The sequence below is a fragment of the Streptomyces sp. NBC_01546 genome, assembly GCF_045208355.1.
In the GTDB taxonomy this organism is placed as follows: domain Bacteria; phylum Actinomycetota; class Actinomycetes; order Streptomycetales; family Streptomycetaceae; genus Streptomyces.
In genome coordinates this window covers 1,178,411-1,203,919 of the sequence record NZ_CP109379.1, presented here as the reverse complement: position 1 = coordinate 1,203,919, position 25,509 = coordinate 1,178,411, and the positions used below count along the sequence as shown (strand labels likewise).

Sequence of the window (25,509 nt, the reverse complement as noted above, 5' to 3'; positions counted from 1 at the left end):
CGCGGAATGGGCTGGTGGCTAGCAGGAGGGCGTGCTGCCGTGGTTGGAGCCCTTCTTGCGGCGGGCCCTCTTCTTGCGTGCGCGCTTGGACATGGACGGGTGTCCCTTCAGGCGGTGTGGCCGACGAGGAGGTCGGCGAGCTTGTTGAGGCGCTTGATCGTGCGGTCCTCGGTGGCGGCGGCGGCCGGGGCGACGCGTTCGTCGCGGTCGTAGTAGGCGCCGTTGACGATCTCGGTGGTGGGGTCGCAGAGGCGTACGACGTGCTGGGCGCCCTCGGCGGCGGATTCGCCTTCGTTGCCGTAGAGGGGGAGCAAGCCGGTCTCGCAGACACCGGGGTGGACGGACACGGCGGTGACACGCGGGTCGGAGGCGAAGACGGTCAGCGCCAGCTGCGACTGCGCGTAGGCGGCGAGCCGCGAGTAACGGCGCTCCCGGTTCGGGTCGCTCCACTGGATGGCGGCCGTGCGGTGGAGCGAGGAGGAGACGTTGACGACGCGCCCGCCCGGGTCGCTGGTGAGGGCGGGCTCCAGGAGGTTGGTGAGGAGGTAGTGCGCGAGGAAGTTGACCTGGAAGGCGATCTCGTTGCCGTCGACGGTGAGGGTGTGGCGCTCGGGGGCGGCGATGGCCGCGTTGTTGACGAGTACGTCCAGGCGCGGGTGTTCGCGTACGACGGCGTGGGCCAGGTTCTCGACCTCCTCCAGACGGACGAAGTCGGCGGCGAGTGGGCGCAGCAGGGCGCTGTCGATGCCCTCGGTGGTCACCAGACGGTCGGCCGCGGCCTGGGCCTCCTCGGCGGTGCGGCCATGGAGAAGGACGACCGCGCCGCGTTGGGCGAGCTGGCGGGCGGTCTCGTAGCCGATGCCGGCGGTGGCGCCGGTGACGAGGACGGTACGTCCGGACAGGGATGAAGACATGTCGGATTCCTGGAAGCAGGCATGGCTGACGCGCCCGGCGCCCCCGGCGTTGGGCAGGGGGCGAGGGCTCAGGTCATGCGGTGAAGGGGAGGACGCGTACGAAGCCCCGGCCGGAGTCCTTCAGGACGCCGGTGGCAGGTACGCGGAGGGACGCGCGGCCGACGTCAGAGGGCCGGGCGGACAGCGGGCGCTGTCGGCTGCACCGACGTGACACCGGCACGGCTTCGCCATGACGGTGGCCGATCGTCGTAGCGCGGACCGCTGTTCATGCCTTCATCCCAGCGCATCGGGGAGGCCAGGGCAAGATCCTGAACGGGACTTTGACGGCCTTCTGATGGCCGTCGGGTGACCGTGCGAATCCGGTCTTCGCGCAGGTCATAAGGGCCGCGTCAAAGATCGACGACTGTGCGGAAGGAACGCGTAAAGGAGCGTTGTCACGGAGGTCAGCCGGCTGCAGACTGGCGGAGCGACGGAGCCGGTGACGGTCCGGTGGAACGCGGCTGGAGGTCGGTGACCTGAACACCGCCGAGGATGCGCATGGTCCGGCCGTGGGGGTACGGGCCGATGCGACCGCGTGCTGGTCAAACGTCGCACAACACATGAGCCGTCCAGCTTCCGGTGTGGGGATACCGGGCTGGGCGGCTCGCGTGTTTCGGTCGTCAACGCGTACACCAGCAGGCATCCCCTCTCGGCAAGTAGTTGCTAATGTGGAAAGTGGATGCCGAGCGGGAAGGTTCGAGGCTGCTCGGCGACGACGGGAGGGGTGTGCCATGTCTGAACAGGCCAATGCGGTCGCATCGTTGAAGGGGATTGCGCGGATCGAGGCGACCGCGCGGGGGCGAAGCGGCTGGTACGTCGGCTATCTCTGGCTGTTCGCCGTGTGGCAGCTCGCTCTCGTTCCGGCGGTGCTGATGTGGCACGGGCGGACGGGGACGCTCGTCAGCACGTTGGCGAACGCCGTTGTGGTCATGGGGTTGTCCGTGTTCGCCACGAGGCAGCCCGTGGTCCCGCGCGGCTACGGCAGCAGGCATCTCAGGGTGATCGGCGCCTGGGCGGTTGCCTACGTCCTGACGCTCGTGCTCGGCTTCACCGTCTTCCTGGACAGTGTCGCCTTCGTGGTCGTGGCCGCTGTCGCCTGCGCGCTGCCGGCCGCTGCGGCGGCCTGGCGTGAGGCGCGCGCCGTATGACGCCGGAAGTCTCGGTGGGTGGCAGTCAGGGCCCTCATCCGCGACACGGACTCGCACCCCTTCTCGCGTCGGCCGTGCGCCTGTCGATCGTCGCGGCTCTCGCTCCTGTGGAGAAGGCCGAGTTCGCCTATGTGCGGGACCTCGTGGAGATCACGGACTCTGCACTGTCGAAACAGGTCTCGCGCCTGGAAGAAGCGGGCTGGGTGACGGTGGAGAAGGGGCAGGTCGGGCGCCGGCCCCGGACCTGGCTGTCGCTGACCGAGGAGGGGATGACCACCTATCGGCGTCACCTCGCCGCCCTCACGGCCATCGCGGGCCCACTGAGTTGATGTGGGGGGACGATCGCCGGCCACAGGATGTGACCGGCGATCATCGGGCCTGGTCCGCGGGCTGGTTCAGGTGACCGCCGACGTCGGGAGATCCGCCGTGACCGGGGGTGCGCTGCCCGCTATGGGGAGGGTGATGACCATGGTGAGGCCGCCGCCGGGAGTGTCCTCGGCCGTGAGCGTGCCGCCGATGGCCTCGGTGAAGCCGCGGGCGACCGCGAGGCCGAGGCCGACTCCGGCGCCGCGCGGGGCGTCGCCGTGGCGCTGGAACGGCTCGAAGATGCGGTTCTTGGCCTCGTCCGGGACGCCGGGCCCGCGGTCGACGACACGCAGTTCCACTCGCTCGTGCAGGGCGCTGGCCGTGACGTTGACGGGCTGGCCGTCGGGGCTGTACTTGACGGCGTTCTCGACGATGTTGGCGACGGCCCGTTCCAGGAGTCCGCGGTCGACGGCGATCATGGGGAGGGTTTCGGGGATGTCGAGTTCGACGCTGTCCTCCGGTACGCCGCCCAGGGCCATGGGGACGACCTCGTCGAGGTCGGTCTCGCGGATCAGCGGGACGACGGTGCCGGTGTTGAGGCGGGACATGTCCAGGAGGTTGCCGATCAGTGCGGCGAGGCGGTCGGCGCCGTCCTCGATGCCTTCCAGGAGTTCGGCCTTGTCTTCCTCGGACCATTCGACGTCGTCGGAGCGGAGCGAGCTCACCGAGGCCTTTATGCCGGCGAGCGGGGTCCGCAGATCGTGGCTGACGGCGGCGAGCAGCGCGGTGCGGATGCGGTTGGCCTCGGCGAGTTCGCGGGACTTCTCGGCCTCGTCGACGAGGCGCTGGCGGTCGAGTACGACGGCTGCCTGCGCTGCGAAGGCGCCCAAAACGCGACGGTCCTCGGCAGGGAGGACCCGGCCGGTCAGTGCGAGGGCCATGTTGTCGCCGATGGGCAGGTCGACGTCCGCGTCCTCGGGTCGGCTGACCGGGCTGGTGCCGACGGACGCGGCCGTGGTCCAGGGGTCGACGTCGCTGGTGCGCTCCAGCAGGGCGACCGACTGCATGGCGAAGGTCTCGCGCAGCCGTTCGAGGAGGGCGTCGAGGGAGTTCTCCCCGCGCAGGACGCTGCCCGCGAGGAACGAGAGGATCTCGGACTCGGCGCGAAGGCGGGCCGCCTGGTGGGTGCGCCGAGCGGCGAGGTCGACCACCGAGGCCACCGACACGGCCACCCCGACGAAGATCGCGATGGCGACGATGTTCAAGGGGTCGGAGATGGTGAACTCGTGCAGCGGCGGGGTGAAGTAGTAGTTCAGGAGCAGGGACCCGAAGGCCGCCGACGCCAGGGCGGGGAGCAGCCCGCCGAGGAGAGCCGCCGCCACCGTGAAGGTGAGGAACAGCAGCATGTCGTTGGCGAGGCCGAGCTCGGGGACGACCTGACTCAGCAGGACGGTCAGCAGCGCGGGGCCGGCGATACCGGCGAGCCAGCCCCAGATGATGCGGGAGCGGCCGAGCCGCGCGCCGCGGGCGACGGGCAGGCCGCGGCCCTTGGCGGCCTCGTCGTGCGTGACGATGTGGACGTCGAGGTCGGGTCCGGATTCGCGGGCGACGGTGGCGCTGACGCCGGGACTGAACACGGACTGCCAGGACCGGCGGCGGCTGACGCCGAGAACGATCTGGGTGGCGTTGACCCCGCGGGCGAACTCGAGCAGCGCGTCGGGGATGTTGTCGCCTATGACGTGGTGGAAGGTGCCGCCCAGGTCCTCGACCAGCGTGCGCTGGACTGCGAGTTCCTTGGGCGAGGCGGAGGTGAGCCCGTCGCTGGCGGCGATGTAGACGGCGAGGACCTCGCCGCCCGCGCCCTTCTCGGCGAGGCGGGCGGCGCGGCGGATGAGCGTACGGCCCTCGGGGCCGCCGGTGAGGCCGACGACGATGCGTTCGCGGGCCTGCCAGGTGGAGCGGATGTTGTGCTCGCCCCGGTACTCCTGGAGGTACTCGTCGACCCGGTCGGCCACCCACAGCAGGGCCAGTTCGCGCAGGGCGGTGAGGTTGCCGGGGCGGAAGTAGTTGGACAGGGCCGCGTCGACCTTGTCGGGCTTGTAGATGTTGCCGTGGGCCATGCGCCGGCGCAGGGCCTGCGGGGACATGTCGACCAGCTCGATCTGGTCGGCGCGCCGGGCCACCTCGTCGGGGACCGTTTCGCGCTGGCGGACCCCGGTGATCGTCTCGACGACGTCGCCCAGCGACTCCAGGTGCTGGATGTTGACGGTGGAGACGACGTCGATGCCCGCCTGGAGCAGCTCCTCCACGTCCTGCCAGCGCTTGGCGTTGCGCGAACCCGGCACATTGGTGTGGGCGAGCTCGTCCACCAGCGCCACGGCGGGGCGCCGCGCGAGGATCGCGTCCACGTCCATCTCGGTGAAGGTGCTGCCCCGGTACTCGATCTCGCGCCGCTCGATCAGTTCCAGGCCGTGCAGCATCACCTCGGTGCGCGGGCGCTTGTGGTGCTCGACGAAGCCGACGACGCAGTCGGTGCCCCGCTCGATCCGGCGGTGTGCCTCGGACAGCATTGCGTAGGTCTTGCCGACGCCCGGCGCCGCGCCGAGGTAGATGCGGAGCTTGCCGCGTCCCATGTTCCGACTCTTCTTCTCTGCTGACGACGGGGGTCCGTGCCGTGGATCGGGCGGGTGATCAGGGTTCGAAGCGGTAGCCCATGCCAGGCTCGGTGATCAGATACCGCGGGTGCGATGGGTCCGCCTCCAGTTTGCGCCGTAGCTGGGCCATGTAGACACGCAGGTAGTTGGTGTTCTCCCCGTACGTCGGTCCCCAGACCTCCAGGAGGAGCTGCCCCTGCGTGATCAATCGACCCGGGTGGGTGATGAGGATCTCCAGCAGGTGCCACTCCGTCGGGGTCAGCCGTACCGTGCGCTCGCCCCGCCGCACCTTCTTCGCGACCAGGTCAACGGAGAACTCGTCGGTCGTGACCACGGCGACTTCGTCAGGTTGTGAAGCTCCCGGCGCTTCATGTCTCCGGGCCGCTGCCCGCAGCCGGGCCAGCAGCTCGTCCATGCTGAACGGTTTCGTCACGTAGTCATCGGCGCCTGCGTCCAAGGCCCGGATCTTGTCTTCCGACGTGTGGCGTGCGGACAGGACCAGGATGGGGACCTTGCTCCAGTCGCGGACGCCCTTGATGACGTCGATTCCGTCCATGTCGGGCAGCCCGAGGTCCAGCACTATGACATCCGGCTTGCGGGCGGCCGCGAGCCGCAGGGCTGTTCCGCCGTCTGAAGCCTCTTCGACCTCGAAATTGCGCGCCTGGAGATTGATCTTCAGCGCTCGGACGAGCTGAGGGTCGTCCTCCACCACCAGCACCCGGGTCATCGGTGTGCAGCCTTTCCGTTCGTTAGGGGCACGGCAGGAAGCCGGCGGGGCGCTGGGGGCACCTCCCAGCGGTGGCTGGGGGAGCTCCGTGCCCCGCCGGCTCGCAGTCCGTGCGGATGGCGGACCTCAGCTCTTGGACAGCGCCTTCAGGGCGATGTTGAGCTCAAGGACGTTGACGCGGGGCTCGCCCATGAAGCCGAGGGTGCGGCCCTCGGTGTGGTCCTCGACCAGCTTCTCGACCTGCTTGACGTCGAGCTTGTTCTGTTCGGCGACTCGGTGGACCTGGAGCTTGGCGTACTCCGGGGAGATGTTCGGGTCGAGGCCGGAGCCGGAGGAGGTGACGGCGTCGGCCGGCACGTCCTCGGGCTTGACCTGGTAGCCGGCGGTGGAGTTGTCCGCGACGACCGCGTCCTTGGCGGCGACGACCTGGGCGCAGAGGGTGCCTTCCCCGGCGTCCTTGGTGCACTGGCCGCCCACGGCGCCGTTGTCGGCGGAGCGGTTGGTGGCACCCGAAAGGATCAGCGAGTACTGCATGTTGACGCTGTTGCTGCCCAGGCCGTTGGAGGGGCGCGGCTGGAACCACTTCAGGTCCGGCTTGGCCGCCTCCTCGGCGTCGTTGGGGTCCTTCTTCGGCAGGTTGTAGGTCTGCCCGATGAGGGAGGATCCGACGACCCGGCCGCTCTTGTCCTTGATCTCGGAGCCGTTGGCCTTGTCGTTGAACAGGGCCCGGGCGAGGCCGGTCACGACAAGGGGATAGATGACCCCGCAGATCACGGTCAGGACGAGCAGGGCACGCAGGCCCGCACCGATCAGGCGCGCTGTGTTGCCTACAGAGTTGTTCATTGTCGTCTCAGCCGATTCCGGGGATGAGGGAGATGAGCAGGTCGATGATCTTGATGCCGATGAACGGGGCGATCAGGCCGCCCACGCCGTACAGCCCCAGGTTGCGGCGGAGCATCTTGTCGGCGCTGGTCGGCTTGTACTGCACGCCCTTCAGAGCCAGGGGAACCAGCGCGATGATGATCAGCGCATTGAAGATGACGGCCGACAGGATCGCCGACTCGGGCGAGGTCAGGCCCATGATGTTGAGCTTGTCCAGGCCCGGGTAGACCACGGCGAACATGGCGGGGATGATCGCGAAGTACTTCGCGACGTCGTTGGCGATGGAGAAGGTGGTCAGGGCGCCCCGGGTGATGAGGAGCTGCTTGCCGATCTCGACGATCTCGATGAGCTTGGTGGGGTTGGAGTCCAGGTCCACCATGTTCCCGGCCTCCTTGGCGGCCGAGGTACCGGTGTTCATCGCCACGCCGACATCCGCCTGCGCGAGGGCGGGGGCGTCGTTGGTGCCGTCGCCGGTCATGGCGACGAGCTTGCCGCCCGCCTGTTCCCGCTTGATGAGGGCCATCTTGTCCTCGGGGGTGGCCTCGGCGAGGAAGTCGTCCACGCCCGCCTCCTCCGCGATCGCCTTGGCCGTCAGCGGGTTGTCACCCGTGATCATGACGGTCTTGATGCCCATGCGGCGCAGTTCCTCGAACCGCTCGCGCATGCCCTCCTTGACCACGTCCTTGAGGTGGATGACACCCAGGATCCGGGCGCCCTTCTCGTCCTTGACGGCGACCAGCAGCGGCGTGCCGCCGGCTTCCGAGATCTTGTTGGCGAGGAGGTCGGCGTCGTCGGAGACCTCGCCGCCCTGCTCCTTGACCCAGGTGATGACCGAGCCGGCCGCGCCCTTGCGGGTCTCCTTGCCGTCCACGTCCACACCCGACATGCGGGTCTGGGCGGTGAAGGCGATCCACTCGGCATGGGCCAGCTCGCCCTGGTGGCGCTCGCGCAGACCGTACTTCTCCTTCGCCAGCACGACGATGGAACGGCCCTCAGGGGTCTCGTCCGCGAGGGAGGACAGCTGGGCGGCGTCCGCCAGCTCCGCCGCCGTGGTGCCCTTGACGGGTACGAACTCCGACGCCTGGCGGTTGCCGAGGGTGATCGTGCCCGTCTTGTCGAGCAGCAGGGTCGAGACGTCGCCCGCGGCCTCGACGGCCCGGCCGGACATGGCGAGGACGTTGCGCTGGACCAGGCGGTCCATGCCCGCGATGCCGATCGCGGAGAGGAGCGCGCCGATCGTGGTCGGGATCAGGCAGACCAGCAGGGCCGTCAGCACGATCATCGACTGCTTGGCCCCCGCATAGATCGCGAAGGGCTGCAGGGTGACGACCGCGAGCAGGAAGACGATCGTCAGCGAGGCGAGCAGGATGTTCAGCGCGATCTCGTTCGGCGTCTTCTGTCGTGCGGCGCCCTCGACCAGGGCGATCATGCGGTCGATGAAGGTCTCGCCCGGCTTCGTCGTGATCTTGACGACGATCCGGTCGGACAGCACCTTCGTACCGCCGGTGACCGCGCTGCGGTCGCCGCCGGACTCACGGATCACCGGAGCGGACTCGCCCGTGATGGCGGACTCGTCGACCGAGGCCACGCCCTCGACGACGTCACCGTCGCCGGGGATGGTGTCGCCGGCCTCGCAGACCACCAGGTCGCCGATCTTGAGCTCGGTACCGGCGACCTGTTCCTCGCCCGTACCGTCCTTGGTCAGGCGGCGGGCGACGGAGTCGGTCTTGGCCTTGCGCAGCGTGTCGGCCTGGGCCTTGCCTCGGCCCTCGGCCACGGCCTCGGCGAGGTTGGCGAAGATCGTGGTCAGCCACAGCCATGCCGTGATGGCCCAGCCGAACCAGTCCGTCGGGTCCTTCAGCGCCAGCACGGTCGTCACGACCGAGCCGATCAGGACCACGAACATGACCGGCGACTTGATCATGGTCCGGGGGTCGAGCTTGCGCACCGCGTCCGGGAAGGACTTCAGCAGCTGCTTCGGGTCGAACAGACCACCGCCCACGCGCCCGGCGGGCGGCTTGTGGCCGGTTGGCAGGTCGTCGTGCGGAGCACGGGTCGGAGTGGCGGTGCTCATGATGCGAGCCCTTCGGCGAGCGGACCCAGCGCCAGGGCCGGGAAGTAGGTCAGACCGGTGACGATGAGGATCGTGCCGACGAGCAGCCCCGTGTAGAGCGGCTTGTCGGTACGGAGCGTGCCTGCCGTCTCGGGCACGGGCTTCTGCTCGGCGAGCGAGCCGGCCAGCGCGAGGACGAACACCATGGGCAGGAAGCGGCCCAGCAGCATCGCGATGCCGATGGTGCTGTTGAACCACTGGGTGTCGGCGTTCAGGCCGGCGAAGGCCGAGCCGTTGTTGTTGGCACCCGAGGTGTAGGCGTACAGCACCTCGGAGAACCCGTGCGCCCCGGAGTTCAGCATGGAATGCGGCGGGGTCGGCAGGGCCATCGCGGCGGCGGTGAAGCACAGCACCAAGGCCGGGGTGATGAGGATGTAGCAGGCCGCGAACTTGATCTCGCGGGTGCCGATCTTCTTGCCGAGGTACTCGGGGGTGCGGCCGACCATCAGACCGGCGATGAACACCGCGATGATCGCCATGATCAGCATGCCGTAGAGGCCCGAGCCGACACCGCCGGGCGCGATCTCGCCGAGCTGCATGCCCAGCAGCTGGATGCCGCCGCCCAGCCCGGTGTAGGAGGAGTGGAAGGAGTTGACCGCACCGGTCGAGGTCAGTGTCGTGGCGACCGAGAAGATCGCGGAGGCGCCGACGCCGAAGCGGGTCTCCTTGCCCTCCATCGCACCGCCGGCGACGTCGAAGGCCGGGCCGTGGTGGGCGAACTCGGTCCACATCATCAGCGCGGTGAAGCCGAGCCAGATGGTGGCCATCGTGGCGAGGATCGCGTAGCCCTGGCGCAGGTTGCCGACCATGCGGCCGAAGGTGCGGGTCAGCGCGAACGGGATGACGAGGATCAGGAAGATCTCGAACAGGTTGGAGAACGGGTTGGGGTTCTCGAAGGGGTGGGCGGAGTTGGCGTTGAAGTAGCCGCCGCCGTTCGTGCCCAGCTCCTTGATGACCTCCTGCGAGGCGACCGCCCCGCCGTTCCACTGCTGCGAGCCGCCCATGAACTGGCCGACCTCGTGGATGCCGGCGAAGTTCTGGATCGCGCCGCAGGCGACCAGGATGATCGCGCCGATCACGGCGATCGGCAGCAGGATCCGGACCACTCCGCGGACCATGTCGGCCCAGAAGTTGCCGAGCTCACCGGTGCGGGAGCGGGCGAAGCCTCGTACGAGCGCGACGGCGACGGCCATGCCGACCGCGGCGGAGACGAAGTTCTGGACCGCCAGGCCGCCGGTCTGCACCACGTGGCCCATGGCCTGCTCGCCGTAGTACGACTGCCAGTTCGTGTTGGCCACGAACGAGGCGGCGGTGTTGAAGGCCTGGTCCGGGTCGATCGCGGAGAAGCCGAGCGAGCCGGGCAGGACGCCCTGCGCCCGCTGCAGGGCGTAGAGGAAGAGGACACTCACCGCTGAGAAGGCGAGGACGGCGCGCAGGTAGGCGGGCCAGCGCATTTCGGCGGAGGGGTTGGCGCCGATGGCCTTGTAGATCCACTTCTCCGGCTTGTAGTGCTTCTCGGAGGAGTAGACGCGGGCCATGTAGTCGCCCAGCGGACGGTAGGCCAGCGCGAGCGCGGCGATCAGTGCGAGGAGCTGGAGCACACCAGCGAGAACGGGACTCATCGGTGACTAGAACCTCTCCGGGTGCACAAGGGCGAGGACGAGGTATCCGAGCAGGGAGACGGCCACCACGAGGCCGATGATGTTTTCAGCGTTCACAGCTTGGTCACCCCCCGGGCGATGAGTGCCACCAGCGCGAAGACCGCGACCGTGGTGACGACGAAGGCCAGATCGGCCACCGTGAGCTCCTGGATGAAGAGGGAGGAAATGAATCGGCCAGATGGCCGATGACGAGATAACCGTGTCTTCAGCCCGGCGTTAAGACACCTTGACGGGGTCCATACGGGCGCAGGGGAACTCTTAACGCCACGCTTACGCATGAAGCCGTGAATCGCCGGTCAGCCCTGGTGGGACAGGCCGGCCGTGTCCAGGGCGGCGCCGGCCTGCGCGGCCAGCGCGACAGCCACCAGGCGGGCCTCTTCGGGGGGCAGGGGGCGGTCCGGGAGTGGATCGAGGAGGAAGCGGCCGTAGTAGTGGCCGCCGCCGACGACTCGCAGTTCGGTTTCCCCGTCCGGCCAGTCGGCGTACTCGGTGATGTGGCTGCCGCTGCGCAGCCACAGGCTGCCGTCGTGCTGCAGGCGCGGCCGGTGCCCGAGCAGCCTGCCGTACTCGAAGCGGCAGCCGCGCAGGCCCAGCAGACCGACGAGCTCGCGGCGTACGTACTCGACCACCGCCTCCGGCGAGCCGCCGTCCTCGACCAGCCGAGCGGTTCCCTGGAGGCTGGACAGGTGCGCGGCGTCGGTGACCACGACAGTCCGGAGCCGCTGTACGCGTACGGCCAGCTGCGAGACGATCAGCCCGACGACGAGCAGGAGGACGGCTGTCTGGATCTCGTCACCATCGGCGATGGTGAACTGCTGGTAGGGCCTGGTCAGGAAGAAATCGAACCAGGCGGCCGCCGAGAGCGCGGCCAGCGCCCCTGCCGCTCGAGTGCCGAGTGCGGCGACCCCAACCACGGCGACGACCATGATCAGAGCCTCGTTCGTCGCCGACAGGTCCGTACGGAACGGAACGAGCGCGAGCGCGACGAGGAAGGGGACCACGAGGGCCGCGAGCAGGACCGCACGGTCGTGGAACCGGTACCCGGACATGTGAGGCCTCCTGTCCGGACGCGACGATCTTGAGTCAGAACCTCTCGGGCTTGATCAGTGCTGCCACGAGATAGCCGAGCAGAGCGACGGCGACGATGTGCCCGACCACGTTTTCCGCGTCCATCAGCGTGTACTCCTTGCGATTCCGTCGGGCATCAGTCGCCCACATCAAGCCTGCCCCCGGTCGAAGAAGGAGCCACGCACCCTGGCGCGGTCTTGACGCACCTCATACGACCTACCGGCCCGGGCGTCAGGAGCACGTGAAGAGTGGGGCGGCGGTCGTATGGATTCCGCCAAGAGCACTGGTCGTTCGGCCATGCCATCCCGACGCTGTCCTCACTTTGTCCAATCGGAGGAACAGCGAAGATGGCCATAGGCATGGGAAAGACGACCGCGGCAGGACAGGCCCCGGGAGCGGAAGAACCTCCTGATACCGGCGTACGGATGCCTCCCGAGGCGGGGGACCGGCACCGGCTGACCGCCCTCCAGGGCCTGGCGGCGCTGTCGCTGGACGCGATGGCCTCGGTCGCGTACGGGCCCGAGTCGATCGTGCTGGTGCTGGCGGCAGCCGGTGCCTACGGCCTCGGGTTCACCCTTCCCGTCACCCTGGCGATCGCTGCACTGCTCGCCGTGCTGGTGGCCTCGTACCGGCAGGTCATCGCAGCGTTCCCGGACGGCGGCGGGTCGTACGCCGTCGCGAAGAGGCACCTCGGCCGACGCACCAGCCTGGTGGCCGCGGCCTCGCTGATCCTCGACTACGTGCTGAACGTGGCCGTCTCCGTCACCGCCGGCGTCGCCGCCCTGACCTCGGCCTTCCCGGAGCTGTACGGGGAGCGGGTGTGGATCTGCCTCGGGGTGCTGGTCCTGGTCACGGCGGTGAACCTGCGCGGGGTCGTGGACTCCGCCAAGGCGTTCCTCGTCCCGACCGCCGTGTTCGTGGGCTCGATCCTTGCCATGGTCGTGGTCGGTCTGTTCCGTGACGGCCCGGTGAGCACCGCCTCGGCCGCCGGACACGCTTCCGTGCTTGGGGAAGGTGCCACCACCGTCGGGGCCCTGTTGCTGCTGAAGGCCTTCGCGGCCGGCTGCTCCGCCCTGACCGGCGTTGAAGCTGTCGCCAATGCCGTCCCGTCGTTCCGCGCCCCGGCGGCACGCCGGGCCCAGCGCACCGAAGTGGCCCTCGGCGCCCTCCTCGGCGTCATGCTGATCGGCCTGTCGGTCCTGATCGGCCGCTTCCACCTCCAGCCCGTGGAGGGCGTGACCGTACTGGCCCAGCTCGCGGACGCCTCGTTCGGCCACAACGCCGCTTTCTACGTCGTCCAGTTCGCCACCATGGTGCTGCTGGCGCTCGCCGCGAACACCTCCTTCGGCGGGCTGCCCGTCCTGATGAGCCTGCTGGCCCGCGACAACTACCTGCCGCACGTCTTCGGCCTCAAGGCGGACCGCCAGGTGCACCGCCACGGCGTGGTGTGGCTGGCGCTCGTGTCGGCCGCCCTGCTGGTGTTCTCCGGCGGCGACACCAACACACTCGTCCCGCTGTTCGCGATCGGGGTCTTCGTCGGCTTCACCATCTGCCAGGTCGGCATGGTCCGGCACTGGTACGGGGAGCGGCCTCAGGGCTGGCAGGCGAAAGCCGTCCTCAACGGCTTCGGCGCACTGCTCACCGGAGTCTCGGCGCTCGTCGTGACCGCCACCAAATTCGCCGAGGGCGCCTGGCTGATCGTGCTCGCCCTGCCGCTGATCGTCCTCGCCTTCGAGAAGATCCATCGCGCCTACGGTCAGATCGGCGAACGCCTGGAGCTCGGCCGCATCCCTCAGCCGCCCCAACGCTCCCGCTCTCTGGTCGTCGTGCCCGTCTCAGGGCTGTCCCGACTGACGTGCCAGGCACTCACCGCCGCCCGCTCGCTTGGCGACGAGGTCCTCGCCGTTACCGTCACCCACCCCGCTCCGGAGGACCGTCAGGCGGCCGAAGCCCTGCGCCGGGACTGGGAGTTGTGGAAGCCGGGGGTCGAGCTGGTCGAAGTCTCCTCGGACACCCGTTCGCTCGGTCGCCCGGTGTCGGCGTACGTGCGCGAGCTGACACAGGCACACCCGGACACCCAGGTCACCGTCCTCATCCCGGAGACGGAACCCGCCCACCTGTGGCAGCGGATGCTGCAGAACCAGCGCGGCTCCGTCGTCGCACACGCAGTCCGCCGCGACACCGACGCCGTCATCTGCCGACTGCGCTTCCGCATCACCGCCGACGTGCGTTGACGTGCTGTTGACGGTGGCTTGACGCGTCTCGTGCGCCGCCGTCAAGAAGGTGCCAATTCCCCCGCGCACATGGGGTTTTCCTCTGGAACGGGCAGTAGTTTCCTGCCTGTTGCGCCGCCGGGAATCTCGACTACTCACATGACGGCCGAGGGGGTCCATGCGAGACGGTCCCCGGCGGCGACACCCCTCACCCGCACCCGCTCCTTGCCCGACCTTTGCCGGCAGGGGGGTGCCCAGCCGAACTCACCAGAAGGTCGCTTCATGCCTCCCGCCGCCGCGCAGCACGTTCCCCCGGATCTCGGCACCCCTCCGCGGACCCCAGCCAACCGGCCTTCCCGGAAACGCTCCGGCCAGGTGAACGTGCTGGAGCCCGAGCTCCTTGCCACCTCGGCCAGGGAGGCCGTCGCCAAGCTCCATCCGCGTGAGCTGGTGAAGAAGCCGGTGCTGTTCGTCGTCGCGGTCGGATCGGTCCTGACCACGCTGTCGGCGCTCATCCACCCGTCGGTCTTCACCTGGGTGATCAGCGTCTGGCTGTGGCTGACGGTCCTGTTCGCCAACCTCGCCGAGGCCGTCGCCGAAGGCCGCGGCCGAGCCCAGGCCGAGTCGCTGCGCAAGGCGCGTACGGACACGGTCGCGCTCCGGCTCAAGCACTGGACGTATGGGACTAACCTGCGCAGCGCCGAGACCGAGGTGGTGACCCCGGCCGAGCTCCAGCCCTTCGACTTCGTGCTCGTCGAGGCGGGGGAGCTGGTTCCGGCCGACGGCGATGTGGTCGACGGTGCGGCGATGGTGGACGAATCGGCCGTCACCGGTGAATCGGCCCCCGTCCTGCGGGAGTCGGGCGGTGACCGGTCCGGAGTCACCGGGGGAACGACCGTGCTGTCGGACTCGATCGTCGTACGGGTCACCTCGCGCTCCGGGAACAGCTTCATCGACCGGATGATCGCGCTGGTCGAGGGCGCGTCCCGGCAGAAGACCCCGAACGAGATAGCGCTGAACATCCTGTTGGCAGCCTTGACCTTCATCTTCATCTTGATCGTGGTCAGCATCCAGCCGATGGCCGCGTACGCGGGCGCCGCCCAGTCCACGACCGTGCTGGTCGCCCTCCTCGTCACCCTCATCCCCACCACGATCGGAGCCCTGCTCTCCGCGATCGGCATCGCCGGCATGGACCGTCTCGTCCAGCGCAACGTCATCGCGATGAGCGGCCGCGCCGTCGAGGCGGCGGGAGACGTGAACACCCTGCTGCTCGACAAGACCGGCACCATCACCCACGGCAACCGCGAGGCCGCCGCTTTCATCCCGCTCCCCGGGATCGACCACATCAAGCTCGCGGACGCCGCCCAGCTGTCTTCCCTCGCCGACGAGACCCCCGAAGGCCGCTCCGTCGTGGCCCTGGCCCAGCAGTACGGGATCCAGCCGGCCGCCGCCGAGGACCTCAGCAACCCCCGCTTCACCGAGTTCAGCGCCCGCACCCGAATGAGCGGCATCAACCTGAGCTGGGACAACGGCGCGGGCTGCGCCATCCGCAAGGGCGCGGCGGCACAGGTCATGGACTGGGTGGCGATGCGTGGCGGGACCGTACAGGCGGAGGCCGCTGCCTGGTCCGCTCAGGTCTCGCAGTCCGGCGGGACCCCTCTGCTGGTGGCGGTCCACGACTGGGACGGGCCGCGGGTCCTCGGCATCATCCACCTCAAGGACGTCGTCAAGGAGGGAATCCGGGAGCGCTTCGCGGAGCTGCGCAGCATGGGGATCCGTACGGTCATGGTGACCGGCGACAACGAGCTGACGGCCCGCGCCATCGCCGCCGAGGCCGGCGTCGACGAATACCTCGCCGAGGCGACGCCGGAGGACAAGCTGGCCCTCATCAAGCGGGAGCAGGCCGGCGGCAAGCTCGTCGCGATGACCGGCGACGGCACGAACGACGCCCCGGCCCTCGCGCAGGCGGATGTCGGCGTTGCCATGAACACGGGCACCTCGGCCGCCAAGGAGGCCGGGAACATGGTGGACCTGGACTCCAACCCCACCAAGCTCATCGACATCGTCGAGATCGGCAAACAACTCCTCATCACCCGGGGCGCGCTCACCACCTTTTCCATCACCAACGACGTCGCCAAGTACTTCGCGATCATCCCCGCCATGTTCGCCTCGGCCTACCCGGGGCTCGGCGCGCTCAACATCATGGGCCTGAGCAGCCCCACCTCAGCGATCACCTCGGCGATCATCTTCAACGCCCTGATCATCGTCGCCCTCATCCCACTCGCCCTGCGCGGCGTCCGCTACCGGCCTGCCTCCGCACACGACCTGCTGCGCCGCAACCTCGGCGTCTACGGCCTCGGCGGCCTGATCCTGCCCTTCGTCGGCATCAAGCTCATCGACCTGCTGGTATCCACCATCCCCGGCCTCGGCTGACGTTCGGCCACGGCTCATCAGAGGAACGCCAGGGCCCCAGGCAGTGCCGTCCATCTGCTTGCCGCAGGTTCCTTCCTCCCTTCAGACCACGGCCGCGTCAGGCCGGCCAGCATTGATCCACACTCCGCTGGTTCCCCTGCGGGGGCGGCCCCCGTCCGGGCCGCCCCCGCTCCTCGTTCGTGACCACCGTGGCTGCCCGCTCGCCCGCAGGCTGCTGTCACTGGCGTGCGAAGACGTTCACTACGCCACAGGCGGCTCTGTACGCGTTAAGGACGCGTCAGGATTGGCTCAGCTGCGGGCATAAGCGATCACTCTGCGTACGCTTGCTCCGCCGTCGATGTCGATGGCTGATTCTTTGCCGTACGACAGGAGCCCCCACGATGGCCACCCCTGCCCGCTCCTCGCGCCTGCGCGCGTGGCTGCTGGAAGGCCTGACCGCCGAGAACAGTTCGCCCGCAGCCAAGGAGGCAGCGGCCCAGCCCCACGGGCGGCCGTGGTGGCGGGTCATGTGCCTCACGGGTCTCGACTACTTCTCCACCCTCGGCTACCAGCCCGGCATCGCGGCGCTCGCGGCCGGCCTTCTGTCGCCGCTGGCAACCATCGTGCTCGTGCTGCTGACCCTCTTCGGTGCCCTGCCGGTGTACCGGCGGGTGGCCGAGGAGAGCCCGCACGGCGAGGGCTCGATCGCCATGCTGGAGCGGTTGCTGACGTTCTGGAAGGGCAAGCTGTTCGTCCTGACCCTGCTCGGGTTCGCGGCGACCGACTTCCTCATCACCATCACCCTGTCGGCCGCGGACGCCACCGCGCACCTGGTGGAGAACCCGCACCTCACCAGCACCCTCAACGGCCACCAGGTGCTCATCACCCTGATCATGATCGCGCTCCTCGGCGCCGTGTTCCTCAAGGGCTTCAGCGAGGCCATCGGCGTTGCCGTGGTCCTGGTGGCCACCTATCTGGCGCTGAACGTCGTCGTCGTGGCCGTCGGCCTGTGGGAGGTGCTCAGCGAACCACAGGTCATCACCGACTGGACGGAGGCTCTGACCGCCGAACACGGCAACCCCTTCATGATGATCGCCATCGCCCTCGTCGTGTTCCCGAAGCTCGCGCTCGGCCTCTCCGGGTTCGAGACCGGTGTGGCGGTCATGCCGCACGTCAAGGGCGACACCGACGACACCGACGTGAAGCCCGCAGGCCGGATCCGCGGCGCCAAGAAGCTGCTGACCACCGCGGCCATCATCATGAGTGTCTTCCTCATCACCAGCAGTTTCATCACCACGCTGCTGATCCCGCCCGCCCAGTTCCAGCCAGGCGGCGAGGCCAACGGCCGCGCCCTGGCCTACCTCGCGCACGAGTACATCGGCTCCGCCTTCGGCACCGTCTACGACATCTCCACGATCCTGATCCTGTGGTTCGCGGGCTCCTCGGCCATGGCCGGCCTGCTCAACCTGATGCCCCGCTACCTGCCCCGCTACGGCATGGCCCCCTCCTGGGCCCGAGCCCTGCGCCCGATGGTCATCGTCTTCACCCTGATCGCGTTCCTCGTGACCTGGATCTTCGACGCCGACGTGGACGCCCAGGGCGGCGCGTACGCCACCGGTGTCCTCGTCCTGATCACCTCGGCGGCCGTCGCCGTGACCATCGCCGCCCGGAAGGCCGCTCAGCGCGGCTGGACGATCGCCTTCGGCGCGATCTCCGCGGTCTTCGTCTACACGACCGCCGTCAACGTGGTCGAACGCCCCGACGGCGTGAAGATCGGCGCCTGCTTCATCGCCGGCATCATGGCGCTCTCCCTGCTCTCCCGCCTCGCCCGCGTCTTCGAGCTGCGCGTCACCCACATGGAATTCGACGACATGGCGCAGCGGTTCATCCGCGACACCGCCAACCGGACGATCCGCTTCATCGCCAACGAGCCGGACAGTCGCGACCTCGACGAGTACCGGCAGAAGAAGCAGCAGATCCGCGCGGACAACGACATCCCGGCCGAGGACGACGTCATGTTCGTCGAGGTCACCGTCCTGGACGCGTCCGAGTTCGAGTCCGGGATGCGGGTACGCGGCGAGGTGCTGCACGGCCGTTACCGCGTCCTGACGCTGGAGAGCTCCAGCATTCCCAACGCGCTGGCGGCGCTACTCCTGCACGTCCGCGACGAGACCGGCCAGCGCCCCCACATCTACTTCGAGTGGACCGAGGGCAACCCGATGGCCAACTTCTTCCGGTTCTTCCTCTTCGGGCAGGGCGAGGTGGCCCCCGTCACCCGCGAAGTCATCCGCGAGGCCGAACCCGACCGCACCCGCCGCCCCCACGTCCACGCCGGCTGACCCCGGATCCGGCGTCAAGATGCCGACAGGAATCGCGCCGGGCCCTCGCCTTGGCGCGGGCCCGGCGCGATTCTCATGACGTGACCATCGACTGGTTTCCCGATCGCGGCATCCGCCGGGCGATTCTCGCCCTCGGCGCGGCCGGCCTGACCGTCATCGCCACCGGCGCCCTCCTCGAGGCCCTCTGGCTGCTCGGCCTCGGTGTCTGGGCGGTGATCGCCGCGATGATGATCGAGCTTGTTTACCGCCCCTAGCTGCCGATGGCCCGGTTTCGGTAGTCCTCCGGCGTTCCTGTGTCGGAGTGCGCTGCCCTCGGGAGGTACGAGTTGCGGGAGGCGGCCGGCTCGGTCGTCCCGGCTACTTCGGGTCGCGGTTGAACTGTGCCGTCGACCAGCGGTAGCCGAGCGCGATCAGGCCGACGCACCAGCCGATCGCGATCCAGCCGTTACTGCCGATCTCGGTGCCGAGGAGGAGGCCGCGCAGGGTCTCGATGGCGGGGGTGAAGGGCTGGTACTCGGCGATCGGCTGAAACCAGCCCGGCATGGTGTCGGCCGGGATGAACGCGCTGGAGATGAGGGGGAGGAGGATCAGCGGCATGGCCATGTTGCTGGCCGCTTCGGGGTTCGGGCTGGCCAGACCCATGCCGACCGCGATCCAGGTCAGCGCCAGGGCGAAGAGCACGATGAGCCCGAATGCTGCCAGCCACTCCAGGACGGTCGCGTCCGTGGAGCGGAAGCCGATGGCCGCGCCGACGGCGCCGACGAGGACCACGCTCATGACGGATTGCAGCACGCTGCCGACGACGTGCCCGATGAGTACCGAAGGGCGGTAGACCGCCATCGTGCGGAAGCGGGCGATGAGGCCCTCGGTCATATCCATGGAGACGTACACCGCGGCCCCGATCACGGTGCTGCCGATGGTCATCAGCAGCAAGCCCGGGACGATGTAGGCGATGTAGTCAGAGCGGTCGGCGCCGCCGCCACCGATGCCCGCGCTCATCACGTCGCCGAAGATGTAGACGAAGAGCAGCAGCATCATGATCGGCGTGAGCAGCAGGTTCAGGGTCCCTGACGGGTAGCGCCGCGCGTGCAGGAGGTTGCGGCGCAGCATCGTGTTGGAGTCGCGTACAGCGAGAGAGAGGGCGCTCATCGGACCGTCTCCTTGGGCTGGTTGGGGACGTTGGCCGGGCCGGTCAGGGCGAAGAACACGTCGTCGAGGTCGGGGGTGTGGACGGTCAGTTCGTCCGCCTCGATGCCGGCGGAGTCGAGCCGGTCGAGAATGGAGCGCAGTTCGCGCTGACTGCCGTCGCTGGGGATGGACAGCGACAGTGCCTCGTCATCGCGGGTGACCTCGCGCAGGGCGTCAGCGGCGGACTGGTACGCGACCGGGTCGGTGAAGCGGAGCCGGACGTGCCCGCCCGGGACGAGCCGCTTGAGCTCCTCGGCGGTGCCCTCGGCGACGATCTTTCCGTCGTTCAACACAGCAATGCGGTCGGCCAGTTCGTCGGCCTCCTCCAGATATTGGGTGGTGAGGAAGACGGTCACGCCGTCGGAGACGAGGCCGCGGATGATGCCCCACATGTTGTGGCGGGAGCGCGGGTCGAGCCCTGTCGTCGGCTCATCGAGGAAGATGATCCGCGGGCTGCCGACCAGCGTCATCGCGAGGTCGAGGCGGCGCTTCATGCCGCCGGAGTAGGTGGACGCCGGCTTCTTCGCGGCCTCCACCAGGTCGAAACGCTCAAGGAGTTCGCGGCCGACCCGCCGCCCCTCGTTCTTGGACAGATGGTGCAGGTCCGCCATGAGGAGCATGTTCTCCTCGCCGGTGATCAGTCCGTCGACGGCGGAGAACTGCCCGGTGACACCGATCGCGGCACGGACCGCCTGTGGGTCGGTGGCCAGGTCGTGCCCGCCGACGTGCAGGTCACCCGCGTCGGCGGTGATGAGCGTGGACAGGATCTTCACGGCGGTGGTCTTGCCGGCGCCGTTCGGGCCGAGCAGCGCGAACACAGACCCGGCCGGGATGTGCAGATCGATGCCGTCGAGGACGATCTTTTCGCCGTATGACTTGCGTAGCCCGACGGCGGAGACAGCGGGCGGCGACGGGTAACCGTCGTCACCTTTACTGGATGTGGGCATGACAAATGAAGGCATGGGAGACTTCCTTTGGGGGAGTGGATGCTGTTCCGGAAACTCGGATCAAGTGACCGTCGGTGACTGCACGTCAGTCGCATCGCCCTGGGGAATGGGGTCGACCGCCCCGCCGCCGGAGACCTGTTCGCCGAGGGCGTTGCCGGCGTTGGCAGGGTGAAGCGGGCCCGGCCGGGTCTGCTCGACCACCTCGGTGGACTGGATCTGCGGCGGCTTCTGGCGGCTGGTGGGACCGCGCCTGTTCGCGGCGCGTCGAAGCGATGGACCGTGCGTGCGGGCTACGCCCGCTGGCGTGAAGCGGCGGATGTTACTTCTCGGCCGTGCCGAATTTCCCGCTGATGGACTCCTGATAGACGTCCGCATAGGTGCGTGAGTCCTTGATCAGGTCGTCGCAGAACGCGGCGACGTCCGTGCCGATGAGTTGCAAGACACCCTTGCCCGCGGCGACGCCCTCCTCGAAGAAGTCGACGATCCCGGGGAGCAGGGGCCCATCAGGCAGGTCGATCGGTCCGACCTTGAACAGGTACTTCTGCATTTCCTTGTAGACGATCTGGTAGTCCGGTGGAAGGGCCTTGACCCGAGTCGTGTGCGCCCGCCACTGCTTCTTGCCCTCGATGATGTCCTGGATTCCCATGTCAGCCTCCCAGCCTGCTCAATTTCCTGGCGACGTTCCTGTTCAACTGCTCGCGCCAGCGGTCGCGATAGGTTCGGGCCCCTTCGCCGCCGGCCAGTGCCGTGCAGAAGCCCCGGATGTCGTCGCCGAGCACCTCGTGGACGCTCTGCCCGTCCGCCGCTGTCTCTTCGAGCAGTCCCAGGGCGGCGTCGAGGATCGGCATCAGGTTGCGGCCGGTGAAGTCCCCGTGGGGGAGGAGGCCGACCTTGATCTGTTCCCACGCAGCCCGGTAGTCGCCCGGCAGGGCGGCGGCCCGGGCTTCGAACGCCTTCCATTCCCTGGTGAGATCGCTGCCGGTGATGGTCTCCCAGAAGTTCATCGCCCGCCCTCCTTGAGCTTGTCGATGCGTGATGAGACGTACTGCCATTTCGCCCAGAACTTCGCGAGCTCCTCGCGGCCCGCGTCGTTGAGCGCGTAGAACTTGCGCGGGGGGCCGACCCCGGATGGTCGCTTCGTCACCTGGACGAGCCCGTTCCTCTCCAGCCGCAGCAAGATGGTGTACACCGTCCCCTCAATGACGTCGGTGAAGCCCAGCTCGTTCAGCTGACGGGTGATGGCGTACCCGTAGGTTTCCTCAGTGCCGATGATTTCGAGCACGCACCCTTCGAGCGTGCCCTTCAGCATCTCCGTCAGGTCGTCCATCTCAAGTCTTCCTCCTCGGCGTCACCGGTACTGCGTAGTACCGAGTACGGCTATACGGTATCACCGAGTAGTGGAGGTTGCCAGCAATCGGCGAACAGGGACCGGACCCTGCGATCCGCGCCACTGCTGGCCTCGAGCGTCTGCCGCGAGCTGATCGCGATCGAGTGGTGCAAAGCGTCGTCGTCGACCAAGTAGATGTCCCGGCGCCGCTGCGGATCGCGACCGCACGGGACGAACCCCGGCGCTCCGCCTACATGTGGGGGTGCCGCGCCCCCGAGCGCTACGCCGTTCCCCACGTGCTCGACCTCCGGAGGGAGTCCGGCGGGGCAAGCACCTGGCCCTCCGGCCACGGCGAGCACCGGTGCCTGGGTGCGCAGCTGGCCTGTGTCGAGATGAGGGTCGCGTTCTCAGCGCTCCTCGAGTGCGTTCCCACGCTGCGCATGGCCGTACGGGCCGAGGAGGTTGTCCTGCGCCCCGAGGCGCGGGACACCTACGGGGTGTGGTACCTCCCGGTCGCTTGGGACGCGTGACCGCGAGCCGGTGACGGGTGAGGCCGTCTACGGTCGTCCGCCACCGCTGTGGTGCCCGCCTGCGTCGATCGTGTCCGCGGCGCCGTACTGGGACGGTGAACAGACCCCTGGCCGTGCCATGCGGGTCCACCTGGAAGAGAAGGCGCCCTCGCCCACCCCACTCCACGCCGCAGCCACGGGAATTGTGACGGTCCGAGACGAGGCGCGCCTCGTAGATCGCTCCCGGGTGCTCATGTCATGCGTTCAGTTGGGCGCGAATGAGCGAGTCGAGCCGTTCCCACGCCGGGGACGAAGCGTTGACCCTGCCCTGGATGAGGGCGGGGATCTCGGAGCCGGTATCCAGCCCGGGCCGTTCACCGGACCCGTAGCGCTCCCGATTCGCCTCGGCGATACGGCGGGCGAGGTCGTCGAGGCGTGGGTCGTCGGCGTCGAGGTCGTGCGCGTGGTCGTAGCCGAGGAAGAGCTGCCGTAGCGTCGGGTCGGCCAAGATCTCGGCCTGGTCGTGAAACAGGGTGATCGCACGGTCCGGGTGGGTGGCGAACACGAGGCGGAGGGGCGCGGGTGCCGGACGGCGTGGCGTTGCCGGCGTTGGGCAGTTCGCAGCTGCCGCGGCCATCTACGCGGCACGAGCCTTTCGGGGGGTCCGCCGGAAGGTGCCGGCTCGCGAGAACAGCACCGAGGTTGCCGCGAAGGGTGACCGCGGCCAATGCCTCGCGGTCGCCCGCTCGACGCCAGCCGCCACCCTGCGGGCCGTATGGCCTCCACCTGCGGCACCACCCGCCGGAACGGCACTCCCAACTCGTCCGGTACCGGCTTCTCGACCAGGCCCCGTTCCTGCCATGGCCAGTTCAACGAATGATCACACCGGCGAAGCGGTGTCTTAGGATGTGGACGAAGTGATCATGGGGGAATTCGTGGATGTAGACATTAAGACGTACTACGTGCGGCAAAGCGCGGGAGGTGCGAGCTCGGCCGCCGAGAAGGCGTTGGAGAACCTCCGCAAGTCCCTCGATTCGAGCGACACGGCAGCCGGCGGCCACCACGGCTGGGCCTCGGCCGGGGCGCTCAAGCGGTGTGCGACCGCCTGGGAGGACCACATGGTCGACCTCGGGAAGCAGATGAACACCATGGCCGACAACCTCCACACCACGGCCAACGCCTACGACACCACGGACGCACAGGCGAAGGACGCCTTCGCCAGGCTTCAGCACGGCCTTGCCGACTTCGGGAGGGGCTGACCCGTGGTCGCCTATCACGACCTGTACGACTGCCGCGTGGACCAGTGGCAGAAGGCGGCGGACGACTGGGTCGACCTCGCCCGGCGTTCCTCTTCCGCCTGCGAGGACATCCGCGTGCAGGGCAAGAAGCCACTCGACGATCACTGGGCGGACGCCACCGGCAAGCAGGCCGGCCGGCGCCTGGAAGACCTCGCCAACCGTCTGGAGTCCGGCGGCGACATCATGAAGGGTGTGGCCATGGTGGTCGACGCCCTGGCCCATTCCATGGGCCTCGCCCAGCGCACGCTCTTCCACGCGACCGAGCTGGCGCGCGAGCACGGGCTGAGCATCGAGGACGGCCGCGCCGTGGGCGCGTACACGGGGGTCGCACCCGTCGGCCCGAACGTCCCGCAGAACGTACGCGACGCCTACACCAAGGAACTGGGCCAGATATCCGAGGTCAACGGGCTGATAGAGGAGGCCCTGCGCGAAGCCTCCCAGGCGGACGCGAAAGCCTCCGCCGAACTGGACAAGCTCGCGAAGACCATCAACGTCTCCGACACCTCGCAGGCGCACAACGAGATCCTCGTCGAGGCGTCGCACGTCGAATTCGACATCCTCAGGGCGGACATCCCCGTCGGGAAGGATCCGCACCTCGTCCGCACCTGGTGGGACGGCCTGACGCCGCAGCAGCAGAAGGACCTCATGCGGGCCGACCCCGTGACCCTCGCCGACCTCAAGGGCCTGCCGCCCGAGGTCGGGCGCGAAATGCGCGGACCCGACGGGAAGGTCGACCGGGTCGAGATGGTGCGGTACGCGCTCGACCACTGGGACAAGAAGGACGACCTCGACTACGGGGCGCTCGGCAACTGCACCAATTTCGTGTCGTCGAGCCTGGAAGCGGGCGGCATGAAGAAGAAGATCGACCCTTGGACGGGGCTGATGGGCGACGACGCCTGGGGCCGCCAGAGCGGGACCGGGTGGGACTGGCTCGACCAGCACGCGTACCACTCCGAGTCATGGGCACGGGCCGAGGGACTGCAGAACTTCCTGCTGCGCCACGGCAGCAAGGAGGTGCCGAGGACCCAGGCACAGCCCGGTGACATCGTCTTCTACGAGCAGGTGGCTTCCGGCACGGAAACCGCCCCCGGCGAGACCCACCACGCCGCCGTCGTCACTTCGGTCACCCCGGACGGAGACATCAAGCTGACCCAGCACACGAGCTCGTTCCAGAACGTGAGTCTGGACAGCCGGGAACACATCGCGAACAGGAACGGGGGCGAGCAGCGCATCCGCATCGTCCGCCCGGAACCGGATTGGTACTGATGGCCACCACCTCGCCCTCCCCCGCCGCGAGCGACGGCACGGAGCGCCCGCGTGCCGTCACGCCGGGCACCGTGACGGCGGCGCTGCTGGTGCCGCTGCTGACCGTGGCCGGTGTGGCCACCTCCCTGCACACGCAGGAGATCGAGCACGGGTGGGCCGACCGGCAGCGCGAAGCCTGTCGGCACCTGCCCTTTCCGATGGCGGAGTACGTCGCGGGGTGGGCCGGTGTGAGCCTCGGCCTGGCGGCGGTGGCCGCGTGCGTGCTGCTCGCACGGCGGCTGCGCGGACGGTACGGCCGCCGGCTCGGGGAGAGCTGGCCGGGCCTCGTCGCCGGTACCACCGTCTGGTTCAACGTTCTGGCGATCCCGATGGAACTGATCCAGCTGTACGTCGTCTACTCGGCCGCCGCGGCGGGGATCAACCTCGGCGACGGATGCTGACGAGCTCGTGCACGGTGGGAGGGTGAGATATCGGGGCCAATGGCTTGTTGCCCGGCGT

25 protein-coding genes are annotated in these 25,509 nt (G+C 68.7%); 10 read left to right on the top strand and 15 right to left on the bottom strand.

Going from position 1 to position 25,509, the window contains the following annotated elements; all coding sequences use genetic code 11:
- Positions 1-107: 107 nt before the first annotated feature.
- Complete coding sequence (locus tag OHA89_RS05945) at positions 108-914, bottom strand: SDR family NAD(P)-dependent oxidoreductase (protein WP_406365529.1); 807 nt, start codon at positions 912-914, stop codon at positions 108-110.
- A 770-nt stretch (positions 915-1,684) separates the two neighbouring features.
- On the opposite strand from OHA89_RS05945, the gene OHA89_RS05940 reads away from it, so the two are divergent.
- Positions 1,685-2,101 carry a hypothetical protein gene (locus OHA89_RS05940; protein WP_385231132.1) on the top strand — a complete coding sequence of 139 codons (417 nt, stop codon included), beginning with the start codon at positions 1,685-1,687 and terminating at the stop codon, positions 2,099-2,101.
- Positions 2,098-2,430 (top strand): winged helix-turn-helix domain-containing protein, encoded by a 333-nt coding sequence (locus OHA89_RS05935; protein WP_406365527.1) that lies wholly within the window; start codon positions 2,098-2,100, stop codon positions 2,428-2,430. Before OHA89_RS05940 ends, OHA89_RS05935 begins: the two co-directional genes overlap by 4 nt.
- Positions 2,431-2,496: 66 nt before the next feature.
- On the opposite strand, the gene OHA89_RS05930 is transcribed toward OHA89_RS05935, so the two are convergent.
- The 8 genes from OHA89_RS05930 to kdpF (OHA89_RS05895) all read right to left on the bottom strand — a co-directional run bounded on the left by OHA89_RS05930 (position 2,497) and on the right by kdpF (OHA89_RS05895) (position 11,617).
- Positions 2,497-5,040, bottom strand: coding sequence for an ATP-binding protein (locus OHA89_RS05930; RefSeq protein WP_406365526.1), 2,544 nt, complete (start codon positions 5,038-5,040; stop codon positions 2,497-2,499).
- Between the two features lie 58 nt (positions 5,041-5,098).
- The gene (locus OHA89_RS05925; RefSeq protein ID WP_406365524.1) at positions 5,099-5,788 is read right to left on the bottom strand and encodes a response regulator; all 690 of its coding nucleotides are present in this window, start codon (positions 5,786-5,788) and stop codon (positions 5,099-5,101) included.
- 126 nt (positions 5,789-5,914) lie between these two features.
- The gene (locus OHA89_RS05920; RefSeq protein WP_406365522.1) at positions 5,915-6,631 is read right to left on the bottom strand and encodes a potassium-transporting ATPase subunit C; all 717 of its coding nucleotides are present in this window, start codon (positions 6,629-6,631) and stop codon (positions 5,915-5,917) included.
- Positions 6,632-6,638: 7 nt separating this feature from the next.
- Positions 6,639-8,744, bottom strand: coding sequence for a potassium-transporting ATPase subunit KdpB (gene kdpB, locus OHA89_RS05915; RefSeq protein ID WP_406365520.1), 2,106 nt, complete (start codon positions 8,742-8,744; stop codon positions 6,639-6,641).
- Entirely contained in the window at positions 8,741-10,405 is a 1,665-nt protein-coding gene (gene kdpA / locus OHA89_RS05910) for a potassium-transporting ATPase subunit KdpA (RefSeq protein WP_406365518.1), read from the bottom strand. Before kdpA ends, kdpB (OHA89_RS05915) begins: the two co-directional genes overlap by 4 nt.
- A gap of 6 nt (positions 10,406-10,411) precedes the next feature.
- Complete coding sequence (kdpF, locus tag OHA89_RS05905; RefSeq protein WP_406365517.1) at positions 10,412-10,501, bottom strand: K(+)-transporting ATPase subunit F; 90 nt, start codon at positions 10,499-10,501, stop codon at positions 10,412-10,414.
- A gap of 239 nt (positions 10,502-10,740) precedes the next feature.
- Complete coding sequence (locus OHA89_RS05900; RefSeq protein WP_406365515.1) at positions 10,741-11,493, bottom strand: DUF4118 domain-containing protein; 753 nt, start codon at positions 11,491-11,493, stop codon at positions 10,741-10,743.
- A gap of 34 nt (positions 11,494-11,527) precedes the next feature.
- Complete coding sequence (gene kdpF / locus OHA89_RS05895) at positions 11,528-11,617, bottom strand: K(+)-transporting ATPase subunit F (protein WP_406365513.1); 90 nt, start codon at positions 11,615-11,617, stop codon at positions 11,528-11,530.
- 242 nt (positions 11,618-11,859) lie between these two features.
- On the opposite strand from kdpF (OHA89_RS05895), the gene OHA89_RS05890 reads away from it, so the two are divergent.
- The 4 genes from OHA89_RS05890 (at position 11,860) to OHA89_RS05875 (ending at position 18,730) form a co-directional block, all read left to right on the top strand.
- Positions 11,860-13,746 (top strand): APC family permease, encoded by a 1,887-nt coding sequence (locus OHA89_RS05890; protein ID WP_406365511.1) that lies wholly within the window; start codon positions 11,860-11,862, stop codon positions 13,744-13,746.
- 261 nt (positions 13,747-14,007) lie between these two features.
- Positions 14,008-16,158 (top strand): potassium-transporting ATPase subunit KdpB, encoded by a 2,151-nt coding sequence (kdpB, locus tag OHA89_RS05885; RefSeq protein ID WP_406365509.1) that lies wholly within the window; start codon positions 14,008-14,010, stop codon positions 16,156-16,158.
- Between the two features lie 380 nt (positions 16,159-16,538).
- Positions 16,539-18,476, top strand: a complete 1,938-nt coding sequence (locus OHA89_RS05880) for an amino acid transporter (protein ID WP_406365508.1) — start codon at positions 16,539-16,541, stop codon at positions 18,474-18,476.
- 80 nt (positions 18,477-18,556) lie between these two features.
- Positions 18,557-18,730, top strand: a complete 174-nt coding sequence (locus OHA89_RS05875) for a hypothetical protein (protein ID WP_389796829.1) — start codon at positions 18,557-18,559, stop codon at positions 18,728-18,730.
- Positions 18,731-18,833: 103 nt separating this feature from the next.
- Here OHA89_RS05875 and OHA89_RS05870 read toward each other — a convergent pair whose 3' ends face one another.
- The 5 genes from OHA89_RS05870 to OHA89_RS05850 form a co-directional block, all read right to left on the bottom strand.
- A complete protein-coding gene (locus OHA89_RS05870) occupies positions 18,834-19,625 on the bottom strand; it encodes an ABC transporter permease (RefSeq protein WP_406365507.1) in 792 nt (263 codons plus the stop codon).
- Entirely contained in the window at positions 19,622-20,626 is a 1,005-nt protein-coding gene (locus tag OHA89_RS05865) for an ATP-binding cassette domain-containing protein (RefSeq protein WP_406365505.1), read from the bottom strand. The genes OHA89_RS05870 and OHA89_RS05865 overlap by 4 nt, the downstream gene beginning before the upstream one ends.
- A gap of 304 nt (positions 20,627-20,930) precedes the next feature.
- On the bottom strand, positions 20,931-21,257 hold the full coding sequence (locus tag OHA89_RS05860) for a DUF1048 domain-containing protein (protein WP_406365503.1): 327 nt from the start codon (positions 21,255-21,257) through the stop codon (positions 20,931-20,933).
- 1 nt (position 21,258) lies between these two features.
- Complete coding sequence (locus tag OHA89_RS05855; protein WP_406365501.1) at positions 21,259-21,615, bottom strand: DUF1048 domain-containing protein; 357 nt, start codon at positions 21,613-21,615, stop codon at positions 21,259-21,261.
- Positions 21,612-21,938, bottom strand: a complete 327-nt coding sequence (locus OHA89_RS05850; RefSeq protein ID WP_406365499.1) for a PadR family transcriptional regulator — start codon at positions 21,936-21,938, stop codon at positions 21,612-21,614. The genes OHA89_RS05855 and OHA89_RS05850 overlap by 4 nt, the downstream gene beginning before the upstream one ends.
- Positions 21,939-22,102: 164 nt before the next feature.
- Here OHA89_RS05850 and OHA89_RS05845 point away from each other — a divergent pair, with 164 nt between their 5' ends.
- Complete coding sequence (locus tag OHA89_RS05845) at positions 22,103-22,468, top strand: hypothetical protein (RefSeq protein WP_406365498.1); 366 nt, start codon at positions 22,103-22,105, stop codon at positions 22,466-22,468.
- Between the two features lie 235 nt (positions 22,469-22,703).
- On the opposite strand, the gene OHA89_RS05840 is transcribed toward OHA89_RS05845, so the two are convergent.
- Entirely contained in the window at positions 22,704-23,012 is a 309-nt protein-coding gene (locus tag OHA89_RS05840) for a MerR family transcriptional regulator (protein ID WP_406365496.1), read from the bottom strand.
- A 370-nt stretch (positions 23,013-23,382) separates the two neighbouring features.
- Here OHA89_RS05840 and OHA89_RS05835 point away from each other — a divergent pair, with 370 nt between their 5' ends.
- The 3 genes from OHA89_RS05835 to OHA89_RS05825 are packed head-to-tail and all read left to right on the top strand — an operon-like array spanning position 23,383 to position 25,451.
- Positions 23,383-23,706 carry a type VII secretion target gene (locus tag OHA89_RS05835; RefSeq protein WP_406365495.1) on the top strand — a complete coding sequence of 108 codons (324 nt, stop codon included), beginning with the start codon at positions 23,383-23,385 and terminating at the stop codon, positions 23,704-23,706.
- Positions 23,707-23,709: 3 nt separating this feature from the next.
- Positions 23,710-25,011 carry an amidase domain-containing protein gene (locus OHA89_RS05830; RefSeq protein WP_406365493.1) on the top strand — a complete coding sequence of 434 codons (1,302 nt, stop codon included), beginning with the start codon at positions 23,710-23,712 and terminating at the stop codon, positions 25,009-25,011.
- Entirely contained in the window at positions 25,011-25,451 is a 441-nt protein-coding gene (locus OHA89_RS05825) for a hypothetical protein (protein ID WP_406365492.1), read from the top strand. Before OHA89_RS05830 ends, OHA89_RS05825 begins: the two co-directional genes overlap by 1 nt.
- Positions 25,452-25,509: the final 58 nt, after the last annotated feature.